Genomic DNA, 17,308 nt, shown 5'->3' with positions numbered 1-17,308 from the left:
TCCAGAGGTTAGGGAGACGGCTGGAGCGGCGGGCCGGAATTGACGGAACCCTTAACCGGCCAGGGTGACTTGTCCGGCTATTTCCCTGCGACGCGTTCGGTGAACGAGCCGTGGAAACCCGCCGGGAGATGGTGGCGCAGCCGTGCCACGGCGACCGGCTCGGCCTCCAGGTCGCGCGCGTCCAGGACCAGCAGCCGGGACCGGTGTTCGCCCGGGTCGTAGGCCAGTGTCAGCAGCCACCCGTCGCCCTCGGCGGCGTCGCGTTCGCGCGGCACGAAGACGGGTTCGCCGAAGCCGTGGCCTGGTGGCAGCTCGTGGACGGTGCGCTCGCCGGTCAGATGGTCGTAGGCGTTAATGCCGACGGCGGCCGGACTCGTCCGCCCGGCGAAGTAGGTGTACCGGTGCTCGCGCCCGGCCTGGCGCACGTCGGCGTGCGGCAACTCCATCGGCAGCGCGCAGAGCTCCTCGCCGTCGATCCGGCCGCCGGGGGTGACGCGGTAACGCATAAGGGCCGAGCCCCACGGGAAATCGCTGGTCCTGAATTCCCGGAACGCCGTGGAAACCTGATTCCAGTCCGCGAACCGCACGAATTCGACGACGATGTCCTCGCCGTCCTCGAAGGCGTTGACGAAATGGAATCCCAGCAGCGCCTCGTGCTCGATGACCCGGGCCTTGCCGCCGTAACGCGGCACGATCGTGAAGCACGTCGGCCGGTGCGGCTCGTACCGCAGCCCGCCGGCGATCGAGCCGGTGCCGAGCAGGATCGGCACCGGCCGCGGGATCACCGGGTTGATCACAAACACCAGATGGCGGCGGGTGAGCGCGAAGTCGTGGTTCCACGGGCTGTAGGGCAGGGAGATCCTCGGCAGGTGGTGCAGCCGCCCGTGTGGGTCGACGCGGTGACAGCGCAGCCCGCGCGTCCGCGTGAAGTCCATCCCGAAGTTGAACAACTCGCCGGTGTCAGGGCAGCGGGACGGGTGGGCGGAGAACGCGGCGGTCATCCTCAGCCGCCCGCCGAACGAGTGGACCCCGAGCGTTTCGAGACTGTCGGGGTCGAGGCGGTACGGGCGGCCGCCCTCCCAGAGGGCGAGGAGCTGCCCGCCGTGGAGGACCACGCCGGTATTGGCGACGTTGGCGGGCGGCCGGAGCATGTTGCCGAGCATCCCGCCGGGCCGCTGCGTGCCGAGCCCGCGCAGCCCGACCCGCCCGGTGCGCTGCCCGTACCGGTAATGGCGCGTCCGGACGTACCGGTTCCGGAAGCGGATCCGGCCGTCTGCGAACGCGAACCGCGACACCATGCCGTCGCCGTCGAAGATGTGGTCGAGCAGGCTCTCGCCGACCTCCCACCGCCCGGGGCCGTTGCGGTAGAGCGTGCCGGTCAGCCCCTCGGGAAGCCGGCCCTCGATCTCGTCGATCTCGTAGTCGTGCTCGTCGTTCAGCGCCTCGTACACCCGGGCAGCGTGCCACGCGGAGCGGCCGTAGTTCAATACCTAACGACTATTGTCCCGCGACAGGGTCGCCGACGGCGCCGCTGGCCGTGACCGGCCCCGTCGAGCCGTCCAGCCACGTCCGTTTCGTCCAGGTACTAATCTGGTCCTGCCGGGGGAAGCCCCCGGCCCGGCCCCCCACCGAAGGAACCTGCCCAGCTCATGACCGAGGACGTTCCCGGCTACCGGGTCCTGGAGCAGGTCGGCGAGGGCGGATTCAGCGTCGTCTACCGGGCCCACCAGGAGCGGCTGGACCGGACGGTGGCGCTCAAGGTCCTGTCGATCAGCGCGGTCGACGACTCGGCCATGCGCCGCTTCCAGCGCGAATGCAAGATCACCGGACGGCTGTCCGGGCATCCCAACATCGTCACGGTGCTGGACACGGGCACGACGAGGTTCGGCCGCCCGTACATCGCGATGGAGTACTTCGAACGCGGCGCGCTGATCGACCGGCTCGAACGCGAGGGCCCGCTGCCCGTGGGCGAGGCGCTGCGCATCGGCGTGAAGACGGCGGGCGCGCTGGCCGCCACGCACGAGACCGACGTGCTGCACCGGGACGTCAAGCCCCAGAACATCCTCGTGTCGAAGTACGGCGAACCGGCCCTGGCCGACTTCGGCATCGCCCGCCTGACCGATTCGTTCGACCACAGCCACACGCAGGCGTTCACGCCGCACCACGCCTCGCCCGAGGTGCTCGAAGGCCGGACGCCCGGCGTCGGCTCCGACATCTACTCGCTCGGCTCCACGCTCTACCAGCTGCTGGCGGGCCGGCCCGCGTTCAAGGGGCCGCGCGGCGAGGGCATCGCGCCGCTGATGTTGCGCATCATGAACGACCCGCCGCCCGCGTTCCAGCGGGGCGACGTACCGGGGCCGGTCTTCGACGTCATCTGCCAGGCGATGGCGAAGGCACCGGAACACCGCTTCGGCAGCGCCGTCGAGTTCGCGCAGCGGCTGCAGCAACTCCAGGCGGAGCTGGGCCTGCCCATCACCGACCTCGCGCACAGCGGCAGTGGCAGCGGTGTGGTGGCGGCGCCCGTCGTTCCGACATTCCCGGCGCATCCGCGTCCTCCGGCGGTCCCCGAGTGGGCCCCGACGACGCCGCGTTCCACCACCGCACCGGCGCCTCCCGCCGTGACCCCGGACGGGGTCACCGAGCAGGCGTCCCCGGCCGGGCCGCTCTCCCCCTGGCACCCGGACGCCGCCGCCTCCCAGTCCGCGCCACCGACGGGCTATCCCACGACCCCGCAAGCCACGCCGTTCGCACAGGACGGCGGCCAGGCGGGCGGGCACTCGGGCGGCCATGCAGGCGGTCAGACGGGCGGTCAGGCGACGGCGGACCGGTCGCCGGTGCCGACGTGGCCGCCGCAACCCGAGCACCCGCACCAGTACTCGCCCCCGCCGCAGTCTCCGAGCGGCTCGGACGGCCCGCGCCGCGGTCTGATCGTCGCCGTCTCGGTCGCGCTGGTCGGCGGTCTCGCGGTCGGCATCGGCGCGCTCGCGCTCTCCGGCGGCGGTGGCGGGTCCAAAGACCCGGACGCGCTCGGGTCCAGCGCGTCCACGCCGCAGAACGGCGGCACGCAGGCTCCCCCCGGCAACGCGCCCATCACCCGCGAGCAACTCGCCGCCGCCCGCCCGTACGGCTTGGGCGCGAAGGCGTTCGGCCCGACCGTCAGCCTCACCTGGCGGCTGCCACGGACCGCCCGGCAGATGCCCATCCTCGTCCAGCAGGCCCCGTTCGGTACGAGCGCGGTCGTGCCCGTGAGCAACGGCGCCCTCACCACGACGATCTCGGAGCTCAATCCCAAGCTCGGCTACTGCTTCCGCGTGGGCTCCGTCCCCGGTCTCGGCCCGGACGGCACGCCGAAGGTGTCGTGGTCACGGCCGAAATGCATCCGCGGCGCCCGGGTGGCGGGCTGATCGTCAGGCGCAGCGCCAGAGCGGGAGGCCGAGGAACTCCTTCCAGCCGCTGCCGGCGCTGTTGGGAGTCTTGGCGAGATACCCGATCATGTAGCCGTCGCCTTGAGGTGTCCTGACCTTGTTGTAGAGGTTTCCGGCGAAGTTCGGGTTCTTGTTCGGGTGCGCGTAGTCGGCACCCTTGACCTGGCAGAGCAAGGTCAGCGTTTCCCCGTTGCCCTGGTAGGTGAAAACCGTTCCGCTGGTGCCGTCGGCTTGGGCGCGCACATAAGCGGTGGACTTGTCGTTGTGCTGGATCGGGTAGTCCTGCGGAGGGCCCTCTAGCCTGACGTTCAGCTCAGGGCCGTCCGCGCCGCCCGCGCCGTTGGAGGCCCTCACGCTGAACGTGTATTGCCCGTTCGTGAAGAGGTCGCGGAGGGTCACGCTGGTGCCTCTGACACCGGACGCGTTCGAGGGGCCGTCAGGCCCGCGCGAGCTGACCTGATAACGAGCCGAGCGGTCCGGCGAGCCCGGCTCCCACGAGACCTTCACGCCCGCGCTCGTCGCCTCGGCCGTCACGTCGCGCGGCGCGAGCGGGGCCGAGCAGGGCCGGACGGGCGGGCCGGGATCGGAGACCAGCTCCGCCGTTCTCCCCCGGGCGTCCCGGTACCGGACCGCGACCCGGAAGCCGTACTCCTTGTCGCAGTCGCCGCCCGCGACGCCGAACTCGAACGTGCCCGCGTTCGGCGCCAGCACCCGGGGGCTGACGGCAAGCCCACGGCTGACGTTCTTGAGGACGTACGCGACCGGTGTTCCACCGCGCGACGGCTTGAAGCCGATCCGCATGGCGCCGCCCTCGAACCTCGTGGTCAGCTCCGTGGGAGGCGTAGGCGCGTCCGGCGGGCGCGGGGACGGGGGCGGCGACGGATCGGCCGGGGGGCTCTGACCATCGCCACCGGCAGGCAGAGGCTTGCGTTTGTCGCCGCCCGCGACCTCGTCGTCGTACTTCCCGAACTCGCTCGCCGTCCCGTCGCCGTTCACGACGACCGCGCTGGCCTGACCCGGATCATGTGCCCAGAGCATGCCCTCCTTGACGAAGACCTCCAGGGTGGAGTCGCGCCCCGCCACGGGGACCGGCCGTTCGCTGCTGCCGGTCGCGGTGTTGAAGACATGCAACTGGCCGAGCGTCTCGTCGGGAACGTAGACCCGGGGACCCAGGATCTGCGGTGCCTGGTAGCGGTGCCGAGGCAGTTTGAGAGCCACTCCCCGCTGCCGTCCCGTGGCGCTGTCGAGCAGCACCAGTGAGCCGGTGCTCCGCACGAGCAGAGGTACGAGCGTCCCCTCCGTCCGTGCCGGGGCCAAGGCCTCCGCGTTCGAGGCCCGTACGGTCGAGGGAAGCCGCACGTCGTGCCGGACGCCCGAACCGCCGATCACCATCGCCGTGGCCGCCGTGGAGTTGACCACGACGGGCTCACCGGCGGCCATCACGAGCGACAGCCGGTCCCCCGCCTTCCCGACGGAGACCGCCGGCAGCGCCTTGCCGTCGCGGAAGGGCGTGACCTGTCCCGTCTGCGGCACGGGCACCCACAGGGTGCCCCGGCCGTCGACCCCGGCCTCCTCCAATGGCGGCGGCAGGACCACCGGCGGCCCGAGCGGCGTCAGGCTCACGGGATCGATCCCCTGCACCGCGCCCTTGACCGGATCGACGGTGTAGGCCCTGCCCGCTCCCGCGAGCAACTGGAGATCGAGCCCGCCGAGCGCTCTGGACTGCGTCACCTTCAGCTGGGAGGGGTCGATGCGGCTCACGACTCCGGTGTCGACGTCGACGAGCAGCACCGTGGTGCCGTCCTGCACGACCTTGATCCGGTGGTTGCGCGTCTGCGGCAGGAGGGCGGCCTTGCCGTCGACCTTGGCCGCCGGTCCGTTCACGTGAACGAGCACGCCCTTGCTCTTTGCGCTCAGCCACGCGCCCACGTCGGCGAGCCGGTACTTGGCGCTGGCAACGCCGACCCCATACACGACCGCCGTGACGAGCAGCAGGCCGACCAGGCCGATCGCCACCTGGCCCGTCACCCGGTCCCTGCCGAACGCCGCCCGCATCGCCGGGCGCATCGCAGCGCCCATCGCCGGACGCATCGCCACGCGCATAGCCTCGCGGAAGCCAGATCGCACTCGTCACCCGTCTCTCACCGAGGCGCAGGACACTGGTGTCTCGCCGACGCGCAGGACACATTAGCCCGCGACCGTCTCATTCACCCCGGGTTCGGATGGAGCGGCCGATTCAGGTCAGCACCTCCGCGTAGGCGGCACCGGTGATGTTGCGCCCGGAGAGCACCGTCACCAGACGGCCCGAGACCTCGACCTTGCCCGCCAGCACGGCCGCGACCCCGCACGCCCCCGCCCCCTCGACCACCAGGCCGTGCTCGGCGAACAACCAGCGCATGGCGGCCCGGATCTCGGCCTCGGTCACCGCGGTCAGCTCCGTCCGCCGCAGCATTCCGGGCGTCACGCTCCCGGGTTCGATGTTGCCCGCGAGCCCGTCGGCGATGGTCTCACCGACGTTCACCTCGACGATCCTCCCGGCCTTCACCGCCTCGCTGACGGCCCGGGACCGCTCGGCCTCCACGCCCACCAGCCGCACGTCACCACGCCGCCGCGACCACAAGGCCAGCCCGGACACGAGCCCTCCCCCGCCGACGGGCGCGACCACGGTCACCGGCCCGTCCACCTGCGCGTCGAGCTCGCGCCCGACCGTGCCCTGGCCGGCGATCACGAGCGGATCGTTGTACGGCGAGACATACCGTCCCGGCAGGCTCAGCGCGTGGACCTCGGCCTGGTCATAGCCATCGCCGTGCTCCACCAGCCGGACCGGATACGACGCGATCCCCGCGACCTTCGCCGCCGAGGCCCGCGTCGAGACGACCACGGTCAGCTCCGCGCCGATCCGCGACGCCGCGTACGCCATGGCAAGCCCGTGGTTGCCGGCGCTGGCCGTCACGGCGGGCTCGCCCGGCGTCAGCGCCGCGATCGCGCCGCGCACCTTGAACGACCCGGTCGGCTGGAAGGTCTCCAGCTTGAGCAGGCCGAGCTCGCTCGGCACGACAGGTGTGGGCGCCAAGGCCGCGCTCACGTCGAGCCAGGCCCGTTCGAGATCCTCGGCCCCGGGTGTCCGGACGACCCTCATGATCCACCTCCGTGACCACTATCCCGCACGGCCCGGCCCGGCCCGGGCCAGGCCAGGCCTACGCCTGGCCTACGCCTGGCCTACGCCTGGCGCAACTGCGGGCCAAGGAAGTGCCAAGTGACCGGTCCGCGCGTGCCGGACGGGGTAGGAGCGCGAGCATGAGCGACGCATTGCCGGCCTTGCCACTGGGGGCCTGGGAGGCCACGAAGGACACGCTTCACCTGTACACCCAGATCGTCGGGAAGATCCAGCTGGCGTCGGCGGCGCCGCGCAACCACTGGTGGCACACCACGTTCAGGGTGACGGACCAGGGCTACTCGACCGGACGCATGCTCCACGACGGGATCAGCTTCACCATCGCGTTCGACCTGGTGAGGCATCGGCTGGTGGTGCGGGCGGGCGGGCGTGAGGAGGCGATACCGCTGCGGGACGGGGTGTCGGTGGCCGAGTTCCACCACGAGCTGAAGGCCTTGCTGAGGGAGCTCGGCCTCCACGTGAAGATCAAGGCCGAGCCGTTCGGGGTGCCGATGACCACTCCGTTCGCGGACGACACCGAGCACGACGCCTACGACGCGGAGGCGGTCGAGGACTTCCGGCGGGCGCTGCTGTGGGTCGACGAGGTCTTCCGGGAGTTCCGGGGGTGGTTCACCGGGAAGGCGAGCCCGGTGCAGTTGTTCTGGCACAGCTTCGATCTGGCCACGGCGAGGTTCTCCGGACGTGCGGCGCCGGAGATGGAAGGCGCCGATCCGGTCGCGCGCGAGGCGTACAGCCATGAGGTCATCAGCTTCGGCTGGTGGCCCGGTGACCGGAAGACCGGGGGCCCGGCCTTCTACTCGTACACCCATCCGGAGCCGGAGGAGCTGGCCGGCCGCCCGCTCAGGCCGCCGCAGGCGTGGTGGGAGCCCACGGGCCTGACCCATCAGGCCCGGCTGACGTGGGACGACGTCCGCCGGTCGCCGGAGCCGCGCGACGCGGTGCTGGACTTTCTCCAGAGCGCGTACGCGGCCGGAGCCGTCACGGCGGGCTGGCCGTGCGAGGAGCTTTACTCCAGTTGGTGTCCGCCACGCGGCCGGGTGGAGTGACCCCGGGCGTGCGAGGGTTTATCGGGCTCGCTTCAGCGAACGGGGGTGGAGGCGGCGGTAGAGCCGTCTCGGCCTCCCTGCCTTGGCGGTGACTAGGCGGCCTACGTGGTCGCTGTGTTCCCAAGCGGCGTCGGCGGCACGCGGGTCGGGGCTACCGCCGGAGAACCGGCTGCGGTTGACGAGATCGGCCAGCGGACGCAGATGGGCGAGGGCGGACTCGCCCAGGCTCGTGGCGCCGAAACGGGCGACCTCGTGGGCGGTGAGGGTGCGGGCGGTGGCGAGCCCGACGTCGCCCAGATGCTCCAGCGTCTGATGCCAGGCGCCCGCGATCCGGGCCGCCGGAGGGCCGGAGCGGCGGCGGCGCCTGCGCAGGACCGGCATGATCGCGACGGCGAGGAGGTAGGCGAGAACGAGCAGCACGACGCCGGCCACCGGCAACGTCCAGAGCGGAATCCCCGAGTCCTCGGCCGTGGCCGGCTTGACGGGCGGCACCCCGGGGAACTTGCCCGGGCCTGAGCCGCGGTTCTGGTTGATGGCGTTCTGCTGTGCCTGGGCCAGCCCCTTCTGCGTCTCCCCTGCGGCGACCGTGTTTCCCTTGGAACGCCGGGCCTGCTCAGGAATCGGGTCGAACTGCACCCACCCCAGGTCCTCGAACTTCACCTCGGGCCACACCATGACGTCACCCGACCGGATCACCCGTTCGCCACCGGTCAGAACCCCACCGCGGAAGCCGACCTTGACACGGGTGGGGAGCCCCAGCGTTCTGCCTAGCAGCGCGTAGGCGGTGGCGAAGTGCTCGGGCGTTCCTCTCCTGGCCTCGCCAAGGAAGTAGTCGAGCTGCCGGTAGCTGTGCCCTGGCGGCGCGCTGATGTCGTACTTGGCGTACTTCTTGAGGAACCCGGCCAACATGGCCGCCTGCATGCCGGACGAGGTCGCCCCGGCCGTGGCGCGCTGGGCGAGGGCACGGAACTCCGCGACCTGGACGGGCGGCTTCGCGGCGCCCGGTCCGTTGGGCAGCTGGCGTGCGGCCTGCGCTTCGGCGTCCTGGGCGGCGTTCGCGTCATCGAAGCTGATGTCCTTCCAGGTCCGTACGCGGGCGTCGATCCGGTAGGTCTGGCCAGGCTTGAGCGGTTGTGCCGCGGCCATCGTCCCGCTGTCAGGGTCGACGACCACGCCTAGGCCGGACTGAGGCTTCACTTGGCGTGGACGGTCGGCGGCAGGGAGCCACAGGCCTGGCATGTCGCGGATGGTGATGTGCTGGGTCACCGAGCGGCGCTCGCCCGCCTCGTCCGAAGGCGGTATCCGGCTGCCGGTGGGCGTGAACTTGGCCGTGGACGACCAGGTGACGCCGTCGAACCTGTCCAGGACGGCCAGCCGCAGGTCGTCCACGCCTCCGCCGGCGACGGTGAAGAGGAACTGGTTGCCGTTGTGCAGCCAGCCGCCGACGCGGTCGAGCGGGCTCACGCTGTCGCGCTGCTGCGGCGGGGGCGCGGCCACCTGCTCGCGCGGGTTGTACGGGTCGGCGCTCACCGGTACGTAGGGGCCGGACAGGAACGCCATCCCGCCGAGGGCTCCGGCGACGGGCAGGCCGAGCAGGATCGGCCGCCAGTTCGCGCCCTCGCCGGAACGGACGAGGATCAGCACACCGATCAGCACCACGCTCGCGGCGACGAGCCCGGTGTTGGAGCCGGGGCCGTCCACGCCCAGCAGCAGCGCGACCCCGAAGACACCGAACGCGGGCAGGCACGGCGCCGCGCGCAGCGACGTTCGCAGCGCCAGCTCGGCGGACGCGAACGCGGCCAGCCAGACCACCACGTGCACGAGGACGAGGAACTCGGGCTTGGCAGGGGCGGGCAGCAACGTCGTCAGGATCGACTTCCACGAGCTGAGGACGCCCGACCGGAGTGTCTGCGGGAGCGTTCCGTCGCCCAGAGCCGACCGCAGCGTCGTGACGGCCACCGTGCCGACCGAGGCCAGAACGGTGATGACCAAGGAGATCCACAATGGCCACGGCCGGTCCGATTTCGGGCCCGCCAGCAGCGCGGACACGACCGTCGGGACCACCGCGGCGACCACGACGACCGGCACGATCGGCCCGAACCCGAAGACGCGGTGGAACGCCAGTCCGGCGACGGCCGTCAGCGCGGCGGTCACGACGAGCGACAGAAGGCGCCGGAGCCTCATCGCCCCCTCCCGAGCCGCTGCCACCCGTTCGCCAGTTCCTCCAGGTCACCGAAGTCGATCAGCTGGACGCCGGGCGCCGCGACGGCGGGCTCCCCGGGCCGCACCCGCAGCACGACGATCCGGTCGAACCGGCTCCGCACGGCGGCGATCCGGCTGAGGTCGGCCGTCCCCGAGGTCACCACCACGAGCGAGCCGCCCGGCCGTACGCGGCGTACGACGTCGAGCACCGGCTGCGCGTCCGCCGCGGGCATCACCTTGGTGAGCTGGTCCAGCACCACCTCGGCGTCGTCCGGCCCGCCGCGGGTGTCGGCGACCGGGCCGCCGCCCGCGAGGACCCGTACCGGGAAGTTGGCCTGGCACGCGCCCACCCCGACCGACGCCGCCGCGTCGACCGCCAGCTCGAAATCGTCCGGATCGCCCCAGGCGTCCGGCCGCGCCTCGATGACCAGCGTCGTCGTCGGCAGGCTGGCGTCCACGAGCTGGCGGACCATGAGCGTGCCCGTACGCGCGGACGACTTCCAGTGGATGTGCCGCATCTCGTCGCCGATGACGTACTCGCGTAGGGCATGGAACGTCGTCGTACCCGCGGGCGACTTGTCGCTCGTCGGGCCCTCCAGGTGGTAAGCCCGCCCGGAGGGGAGCAGGCCCAGTTGAACGGTCCGGGGCCGTACGAGCAGGGTCTGCGGCGCCCCGTACTCACGTACCCGCCGGGCCAGGTTCAGCGGGTCGGCCCGAACCAGGCGCAGCGGCCCGACCGCGATCTCACCACGCCGATCCGTAGGCAGCCGGTAGGTGACGGTGCGCGTTCCCTTAGGCCGCAGCCGAGGTATGTCGACGGTGACCTCGGTGGACCCGGCCGCGTCCAGACCCGTCAGCCCGCCGCGTATGGCGCCCCCGGCGTTTGTCACGTGCAGGACGCCCACGGCGGGCTCGCCCCTGCCGACCTTCAGCGGCGCGATCTCACGCCGTACCTCCAGCTTGGGCCGCGGCAACGTCCACACCACCGCGCCGCCGACCGCGAACAGCCCGGCCAGGGCCAGCATCGCCGGCTCGGGATAGCCCAGCCACCAGCCCGCCCCGTACAACACGATCGAGGCCGCCGCGGTCCCCCACCCCAGCGGAGTCAGCATCAGACGGCCGCGGCCTGCGGAGTCGGCACGCCGGCGAGCACCTCGCCCACCACGTCGGCGCCGGTACGCCCGCGCAGCTCCGCCTCCGGCGTCACGATCAGGCGGTGCGCGATCACGGGAACGGCCAGCGCCTTGACGTCCTCGGGCACGATGAACGACCGTCCCGCGGCCGCCGCCCGCACCCGCGCCGCGCGCAGCAGCGCCAGGCTCGCGCGCGGGCTCGCGCCGAGCCGCAACTCCGGGTGCTCGCGCGTCGACGCCACGACCCGCACCACGTAGTCGTAGAGCGGCGCCGCCACATGCAGCCGCGTCGCGAACTCGATCATCCGCGCGACGTCCTCGCGCCCGGCGATCGGCGGCATCGTGTCGAGCATCGCCCCGGTCGGCGCGCCCGCGAGCACCGCCACCTCGGACTGGTGGTCGGGATAGCCCATCGTGATCCGCATCAGGAACCGGTCGAGCTGCGCCTCCGGCAGCGGATACGTGCCGTCCATGTCCACGGGGTTCTGCGTCGCGATGACCATGAACGGCCGCGGCACCGGATGCGGCGTGCCCTCCACCGTCACCCGGCGCTCCTCCATGACCTCCAGCAGCGCCGACTGCGTCTTGGGCGAACCACGGTTGATCTCGTCCGCCACCACCAGGTTCGCGAAGATCGGCCCCGGATGGAACTCGAACGTGCTCTTGCCCTGGTTGAAGATCGACACGCCGGTGATGTCGCTCGGGAGCAGGTCGGGCGTGAACTGGATGCGCGTCCACCGCGCCTCCACCGACGCCGAGATCGCCCGCGCCAGCGTGGTCTTGCCGACCCCGGGCACGTCCTCCACCAGCAGATGCCCCTCCGCCAGCAGGCAGATCAGCGCCAGCTCCACCTTGTCGCGCTTGCCCCGGATGACCCGCTCGATGTTCCCCGCCAACGCCGCGAACATCTGAGCGAACCGCCCCGCAAGCGCCTCCCCGTCAACCACCCCACTCTGCCCCTCGGTCACGTCGCCTCCCCTCAGGTGCAGTTCCACAACGGCGGGACCGAGAAGCCGTTGGCGGATTCAGGGGTGGCCACGAAGAGATCGCTCACCCACACCACGTTGCCCTCGTATTCGATCTTGTCCCAAACGGAGCTCTTCCTGCTTGCGTCGTCGGAGTCCGTCGCCAAGCCGCCGGACTCCTGGCAGATCACCTTGACGGAGCCGGTGAAGCCCTTGGGGAAAGACCCGACTTTGCGCTCATTAGTGTTTGGACCGGCACGAAGAGTCGTTTCCGTGCTGTTGTTGTGGTGTCCGTTGTAATTCTGGGCGTGAGCCGCAGGGTCCAGGTTGACCGTTCTGGTGGCCGGACTGCTTCCGGCGGCGTTCACGGCGGTCACGGTCAAATCATGACTCTGGCCATTCCTCAGCCCGGAGACCTTATATGAGGTCTCCGTCAAGCCGGACTTCGTACCTGCCGAAGACTGGACGGTGTAGGTGATGCCGTTGCCTTCCACCTTGTTCCACTTGAGCTGGGCGCCGTGGTTTTCCGCCGTCGCCTCAAGCCCTGACACCGGAGAAGGCTGGCTGCAGGCTCGGGCGTTGGCCGTTTCCTGGGAAGGCGCTTGCCCCTCCCCGTCGCCCTTGTCATAGACGGCCGTGACCTTGAATGTGTAGTCCTCGGCCTTGCACTCAAGGCCGCTCACCACGAACCGGCTCTGCCCCTTGGGCAGCGGTGCCACCCCGGGGTAGGAGGTGCCGCCGTCGTTGGTCAGCACATACTTCTTGACGGCGGTCGTGTCTCCGCCTGGGGTGAAGCTGACCGTGATGGTGCCGTTCGCATCAGGCACCGCCGTGACGCCCGTAGGCGCGGCCGGGTTCCGACAAGCCGTGGTCTTGTTGCTGATGCCAGAAGCGCCGTTCCTGAACGACTTGCTCCTTGGGTCCTGATAGCGGACGACGACGCGGAACTGGAATTCCTGCTCACACGGGAGGTTGGGCACGCTGAACTCAGTGTTCGGCGTGTTGTCCGGAACCTCGGCCACGCCGTCGACCGGCCGCCCATCGGCGTACTTGAGTACATAGCCGGTGGGCTGGACGCGGTATCTGGCGGATCGCCCGAACCGCACCGTGACCGTGCCGTTCTCTCCTGTCGCCACAACAGAGGTCGGCGCGGAGGGAGGCTGGTTGGGCCTGTTGGGTTTATTCGGGGGGAGGGGGCGGCCGGGGCGGTCGCCGCCTCGGTCGCCGTTGCCGCCGGGGTTGCCGTCGCGGTCGCCGCCCGCGCCCTGGGAGGGGATGGGGCGGCGGATGCCGCCGGGGACCTTGTCGGTGTACTTCTGGATGTTGCGGCGTTGGCCGTTCTGGTCGACGGACACGGCCTTGTCGCCGTACGGGTCGTTCGCCCAGAGCATGCCGTCCTTGACGAAGACGTCGAGGGGGCCGGGCTTGCCGGAGACGCGGATCGTCTGCTCGAAGCGGCCGGTGGTCGCGTTGTAGACGATGAGGGCACCGGCGGTCTCGTCGGGAATGAAGACCTTGGGGCCGAGGACCTGGGGGGCGCCGAAGCTGTGGCGTTGCGGCAGGCGCAGGCCCGCCGAGGTGAGGCGTCCCGTTCCGGTGTCGAGCAGGACGAGGGCTCCGCCGGTGCCGAGGATGGGCAGGGTCTGGCCCTCCACCTTGGCCGGGACCTTGGGGTTGTCACGGACGGACGACAGCAGTGCGACCTTGCGGACGCCGTCGGGGCCGGCGATCGCGGCGGTGCCGGAGGTCGTGTCGATCACGGTGGGGACGCCCGCCACCATCGAGAGCTGGAGCTGGGCGCCGGGCTGGGCCACTGTGACGGGCTTGCCCTGGACGCCGTTCTGGAACGGGATCAGCTGGCCGGACTGCTCGGTGGGGACCCAGAAGGTGCCACGGGGGTCGAGGCCGCCGGGCCGGATCGGCGGGGTGAGCGCGGTGGCCCGGCCGATCGGGGCGAGGGTGACCGGGTTGATCTGCTGGACGAGGCCCTTGACCGGGTCGAGGGTGTAGGCGACGCCCTCGGCGGCGACGATCTGGAGGCCGATGCCGAAGCGCTGGCTCTGGGTGACCTTGAGCTGGGACGGGTCGATGCGGCTGACGACGCCGGTCGTCTCGTTCACCAGCAGGACGGTGTTGCCGTCCTGGATGATCTTGATGCGATGGTTGGGCGCGGCCTGGATCTGCGTCTTGCCGTCGACCTTGCCGAGCAGCCCGTTGGCATGGACGACCATGCCCTTGCCGGTGGCCGTCAGCCAGGCGCCGACGTCGGACAGCTTGTAGCGCGAGCTGGCCATGCCGACGCCGTACACGAGGGCCGACACGACCAGTACGCCCACCAGCCCGATCGCCACCTGCCCGGTCACCCGGTCACGGCGCAACAGTCTCCCCAGGACCGCCGATCGACCGGGGGTTCTCACCCCGCTCAAAGCCCGTCACCCTCCTGATCGCGCCGAGCGCGTTCCGTTCTGACCTGGACGAAGCGTCACTTACAGCGCGAAGTGCACCCTAATGCGTGCGGACCCCACAACATAGTGGGAGCCCGCTCGATTCGTTCCGCGAACCGTAAGAGTGGCCGGATGAGGCGATCGTTCCAGTGACTCGGCTCACATCGACGCCAGGCCTGCGGGAAGGGCGGTCAGCCGAGCGGCAGCGACACGGCGGACGGCGACTGAACGGTGATGGTCGCGCCCGGCACGGTGGCGTCGCCGTAGATCGGGTCCTTGGTATCGATCAGCAGCATGAGCCGGTGCCCGGCGGGCACGTCGAACGAGGTCGCCTGAAGGCGGATCGGGACCCTGACGGCCTTGCCGGGGGCGGCACGGAGCAGGGAGTGCGCCTCGTGGGTGATCAGCCGGCCGTTGCCATGCGCATCCACGTCGTACAGGTACGACACGAGGGTCGCGGTACGGGCGGACGGCTTGACCGTGAGGTCCAGCATGGGCGCGCCCCGCAACCTCTTGGTGGCCTTGAGCGGCGCGGTCGACCAGATCCCGGCGGTGCTGCGGGAGATCCAGCGCGTCTGGAGTTGGTTGGGAATGCCGAAGGTCTGCAGGCCCGCGCTGAGGATCACGACCCCCGCGTTCGCACCACTGTCCTGGCCGGAACGCAGTGTCTTGCCCCAGGCAGCGGTGGGCATGGCCCGGCCGAGAGCACCTTCGCCCTTCGCGGAAGGGACGTTGAGGGCTAGCCGTTCGTAGGAGCCGGTGAAGTCGGCGACGTCGCGGTAGGTCTCGACCTTGCGGCTCCAGTGCACCTCGGCGGCGATGGGCGGCTCGCGGTCGATGCCGTTGTCCTGGCCGCGCAGGTAGTGGTCGAACCAGCGGTGCGCATCGTTCCACGTACGGCTGTCGACGCCGAGGAGGCCGGTGGCGTGCGCCATCGCGTGGTCGCCGACCGACAGGTCGAGCCGCTTCGGACCGGTCAGCCGGTCGAAGTGCACCAGGACCTGGTTGGGCCCGAAGAGCGTCTCGCCGTACGCGTTCGAGATGAAGATCGGCACCTTGCGGGCGTTGAGCCGGGGCCGGTACGTGCCGGGCGAGCGGACCCGGCCCCACTCGATCAGCTTGGGAACGTTCCGGTTGGCGGCGAAGTCCTCCAGGATCGTCCGCGTGGACGGGCTGAACCGTCCGAGGAGGAGGCCCGAGCCGGCGAGCAGCGTGAAGGCCCCCATGTGGCGGGTCTCGTTCGCGTACAGCGACTCCACCAGGTCGCCCCAGGTGTCCATCGCGACCACGGCCGCCACGCGCTCGTCGTGGGCGGCGATGAGCTGGCCGAAGCCCGAGCCGTACGAGATACCGGCGAGGCCGATCTTGGAGCGATCCACCGGGGTGTGGGCGACGAGCCAGTCGATCACCTTCGAGCCGTCGGCCACGTCATCCGGCCCGGCCACGTCGATGCCGCCGCCGGAGTTGAAGAACCCCCGCGCGGTGTAGCTCAGGACGATGTAGCCCTTCTCGGCGAACCTGGCCGCCTGCGCGATGTACTCGTGGTCCTCCAGGCCCCAGCTGGAGATGAACACCACCGCCGGGTGCGGGCCGGGCGTACGCGGGACGAAGACGTTCCCGTCCAGTGTGATCCCGCCGGTGCCCGGGATGCTGACCTCGCGATAGTCGTACGCGGCCTTCGCGGTCGGCGCGGTCGGCGCGGCGTCCGCGGTCGCGTGGGCTACGGCGGGCGGAGGCGTGACCAGCGATCCTCCGGCCGCGGCTCCGGCGAGGACGATCGCCACGGCAGCTCTACGACGACTCGGCACGTGCGCGCTCCCGATAAATAACTCGCCCGAAACCCGATATACGGGCCGTCGATGACCAGAAAGTAGTTACTGACTAGTAGAACGGCGTTCAGTCTGGCAGAACCGATCACCCCGTGTCACGAGTGACGCCCGTCACTGAACGCGCCGGGTAGCTGTTACCGAACGGAACTGAACGCGGCACTTATCCGGAACGTCCTAACCTGGGGACGCCAAACGACAACCCGGGGTGGACGTGGAACAGGTAAGCATCGCCGAGCTGTGGGATCGCGTGACGAGCACGCAGCAGACACCTCCGTGGTGGCTGGTCGTCCTGGTGGGCCTCGTCGCTCTCGCCGCGGTGGCGCACGGCCCCACGTGGCGCGTCGCGCGCAACGTGGTGACCATCGCGCACGAGGGCGGGCACGCGCTGATCGCCCTCGTCACGGGCCGCAAGCTGGACGGCATCAAGCTCCACTCCGACACCTCGGGCGTCACCGTCTCGCGCGGCAAGCCGCACGGGCCGGGGATGGTCTTCACGGCCATGGCGGGCTACCTCACGCCGCCGCTGCTCGGCCTGCTCTTCGCGGCGCTGCTCGCGGGCGGCCGCATCACCCTCATGTTGTGGTTCTCGCTGGCGCTGCTCGGCGGCATGCTCGTGATGATCCGGAACGCCTACGGCGTGCTGTCCATCCTCGCCGTGGGCGCGGTCATCTTCGGCGTCTCGTGGCTAGGCGGCGACAAGACCCAGGCAGGGTTCGCCTACCTCGCCGCCTGGTTCCTGCTGTTCGCCGCCGCGCGGCCCGTCATCGAACTCCAGCGCATGCGCGCGCGCCGCATGGCGCCCACCTCTGACGCCGACCAGCTGGCCCACCTGACCGGCGTTCCCGGCCTGGCCTGGGTGAGTTTCTTCGGCATCGTCGCGCTCGTGGCCCTCGGCACCGGCGGCGTCCTGCTGGCGCCTGACACCGCTTCGCTCCCCCAGCCCCCCGGCTTCTAGCCTGGATTCCGTCGTCTTGGGGGCCGGATGCGGTCACGGCCCTAGGCGCTTTCGTGCATCGAGCACACGATGACACATGGCCCAGAAGAAGCTTGATCGCGCCAAGTATCACCGCAAGCGCAAAGCCCGGCTGC

The 17,308-nt window shown here is 70.8% G+C and carries 11 protein-coding genes; 3 read left to right on the top strand and 8 right to left on the bottom strand.

The features are described from left to right. Nucleotides 1–77: 77 nt before the first annotated feature. Nucleotides 78–1,451, bottom strand: a complete 1,374-nt coding sequence (locus ABD333_RS11325) for a carotenoid oxygenase family protein (RefSeq protein WP_344540272.1) — start codon at nt 1,449–1,451, stop codon at nt 78–80. A gap of 198 nt (nt 1,452–1,649) precedes the next feature. Between ABD333_RS11325 and ABD333_RS11320 the strand changes: the two genes are divergently transcribed. Then, entirely contained in the window at nt 1,650–3,404 is a 1,755-nt protein-coding gene (locus ABD333_RS11320) for a protein kinase domain-containing protein (RefSeq protein ID WP_344540271.1), read from the top strand. A gap of 3 nt (nt 3,405–3,407) precedes the next feature. On the opposite strand, the gene ABD333_RS11315 is transcribed toward ABD333_RS11320, so the two are convergent. Further along, nucleotides 3,408–5,516 carry a fibronectin type III domain-containing protein gene (locus ABD333_RS11315; protein WP_344540472.1) on the bottom strand — a complete coding sequence of 703 codons (2,109 nt, stop codon included), beginning with the start codon at nt 5,514–5,516 and terminating at the stop codon, nt 3,408–3,410. Nucleotides 5,517–5,661: 145 nt separating this feature from the next. After that, the gene (locus tag ABD333_RS11310; RefSeq protein WP_344540270.1) at nt 5,662–6,564 is read right to left on the bottom strand and encodes a threonine ammonia-lyase; all 903 of its coding nucleotides are present in this window, start codon (nt 6,562–6,564) and stop codon (nt 5,662–5,664) included. A 158-nt stretch (nt 6,565–6,722) separates the two neighbouring features. Here ABD333_RS11310 and ABD333_RS11305 point away from each other — a divergent pair, with 158 nt between their 5' ends. Further along, nucleotides 6,723–7,646: a DUF5996 family protein gene (locus ABD333_RS11305; RefSeq protein ID WP_344540269.1), complete on the top strand. Its 924-nt coding sequence runs from the start codon at nt 6,723–6,725 to the stop codon at nt 7,644–7,646. Nucleotides 7,647–7,664: 18 nt separating this feature from the next. On the opposite strand, the gene ABD333_RS11300 is transcribed toward ABD333_RS11305, so the two are convergent. From ABD333_RS11300 to ABD333_RS11280, 5 genes are all read right to left on the bottom strand, one after another. Continuing rightward, nucleotides 7,665–9,830, bottom strand: a complete 2,166-nt coding sequence (locus tag ABD333_RS11300; protein WP_344540268.1) for a transglutaminase TgpA family protein — start codon at nt 9,828–9,830, stop codon at nt 7,665–7,667. Continuing rightward, nucleotides 9,827–10,960 (bottom strand): DUF58 domain-containing protein, encoded by a 1,134-nt coding sequence (locus tag ABD333_RS11295; protein ID WP_344540266.1) that lies wholly within the window; start codon nt 10,958–10,960, stop codon nt 9,827–9,829. Before ABD333_RS11295 ends, ABD333_RS11300 begins: the two co-directional genes overlap by 4 nt. Next, nucleotides 10,960–11,949, bottom strand: a complete 990-nt coding sequence (locus ABD333_RS11290; protein ID WP_344540264.1) for an AAA family ATPase — start codon at nt 11,947–11,949, stop codon at nt 10,960–10,962. Before ABD333_RS11290 ends, ABD333_RS11295 begins: the two co-directional genes overlap by 1 nt. Nucleotides 11,950–11,960: 11 nt before the next feature. Beyond that, the gene (locus tag ABD333_RS11285) at nt 11,961–14,324 is read right to left on the bottom strand and encodes a fibronectin type III domain-containing protein (protein ID WP_344540262.1); all 2,364 of its coding nucleotides are present in this window, start codon (nt 14,322–14,324) and stop codon (nt 11,961–11,963) included. A 257-nt stretch (nt 14,325–14,581) separates the two neighbouring features. Then, nucleotides 14,582–16,198, bottom strand: a complete 1,617-nt coding sequence (locus ABD333_RS11280; protein WP_344540260.1) for a CocE/NonD family hydrolase — start codon at nt 16,196–16,198, stop codon at nt 14,582–14,584. A gap of 232 nt (nt 16,199–16,430) precedes the next feature. Between ABD333_RS11280 and ABD333_RS11275 the strand changes: the two genes are divergently transcribed. Next, nucleotides 16,431–17,174, top strand: a complete 744-nt coding sequence (locus ABD333_RS11275) for a M50 family metallopeptidase (protein ID WP_410556925.1) — start codon at nt 16,431–16,433, stop codon at nt 17,172–17,174. Nucleotides 17,175–17,308: the final 134 nt, after the last annotated feature.

It is taken from the genome of Actinomadura fulvescens (assembly GCF_039533225.1).
Taxonomy (GTDB): Bacteria; Actinomycetota; Actinomycetes; order Streptosporangiales; family Streptosporangiaceae; genus Spirillospora; species Spirillospora fulvescens.
Note: the sequence above shows the minus strand (reverse complement) of the source record. Positions and strands in the feature narration are given on the sequence as shown.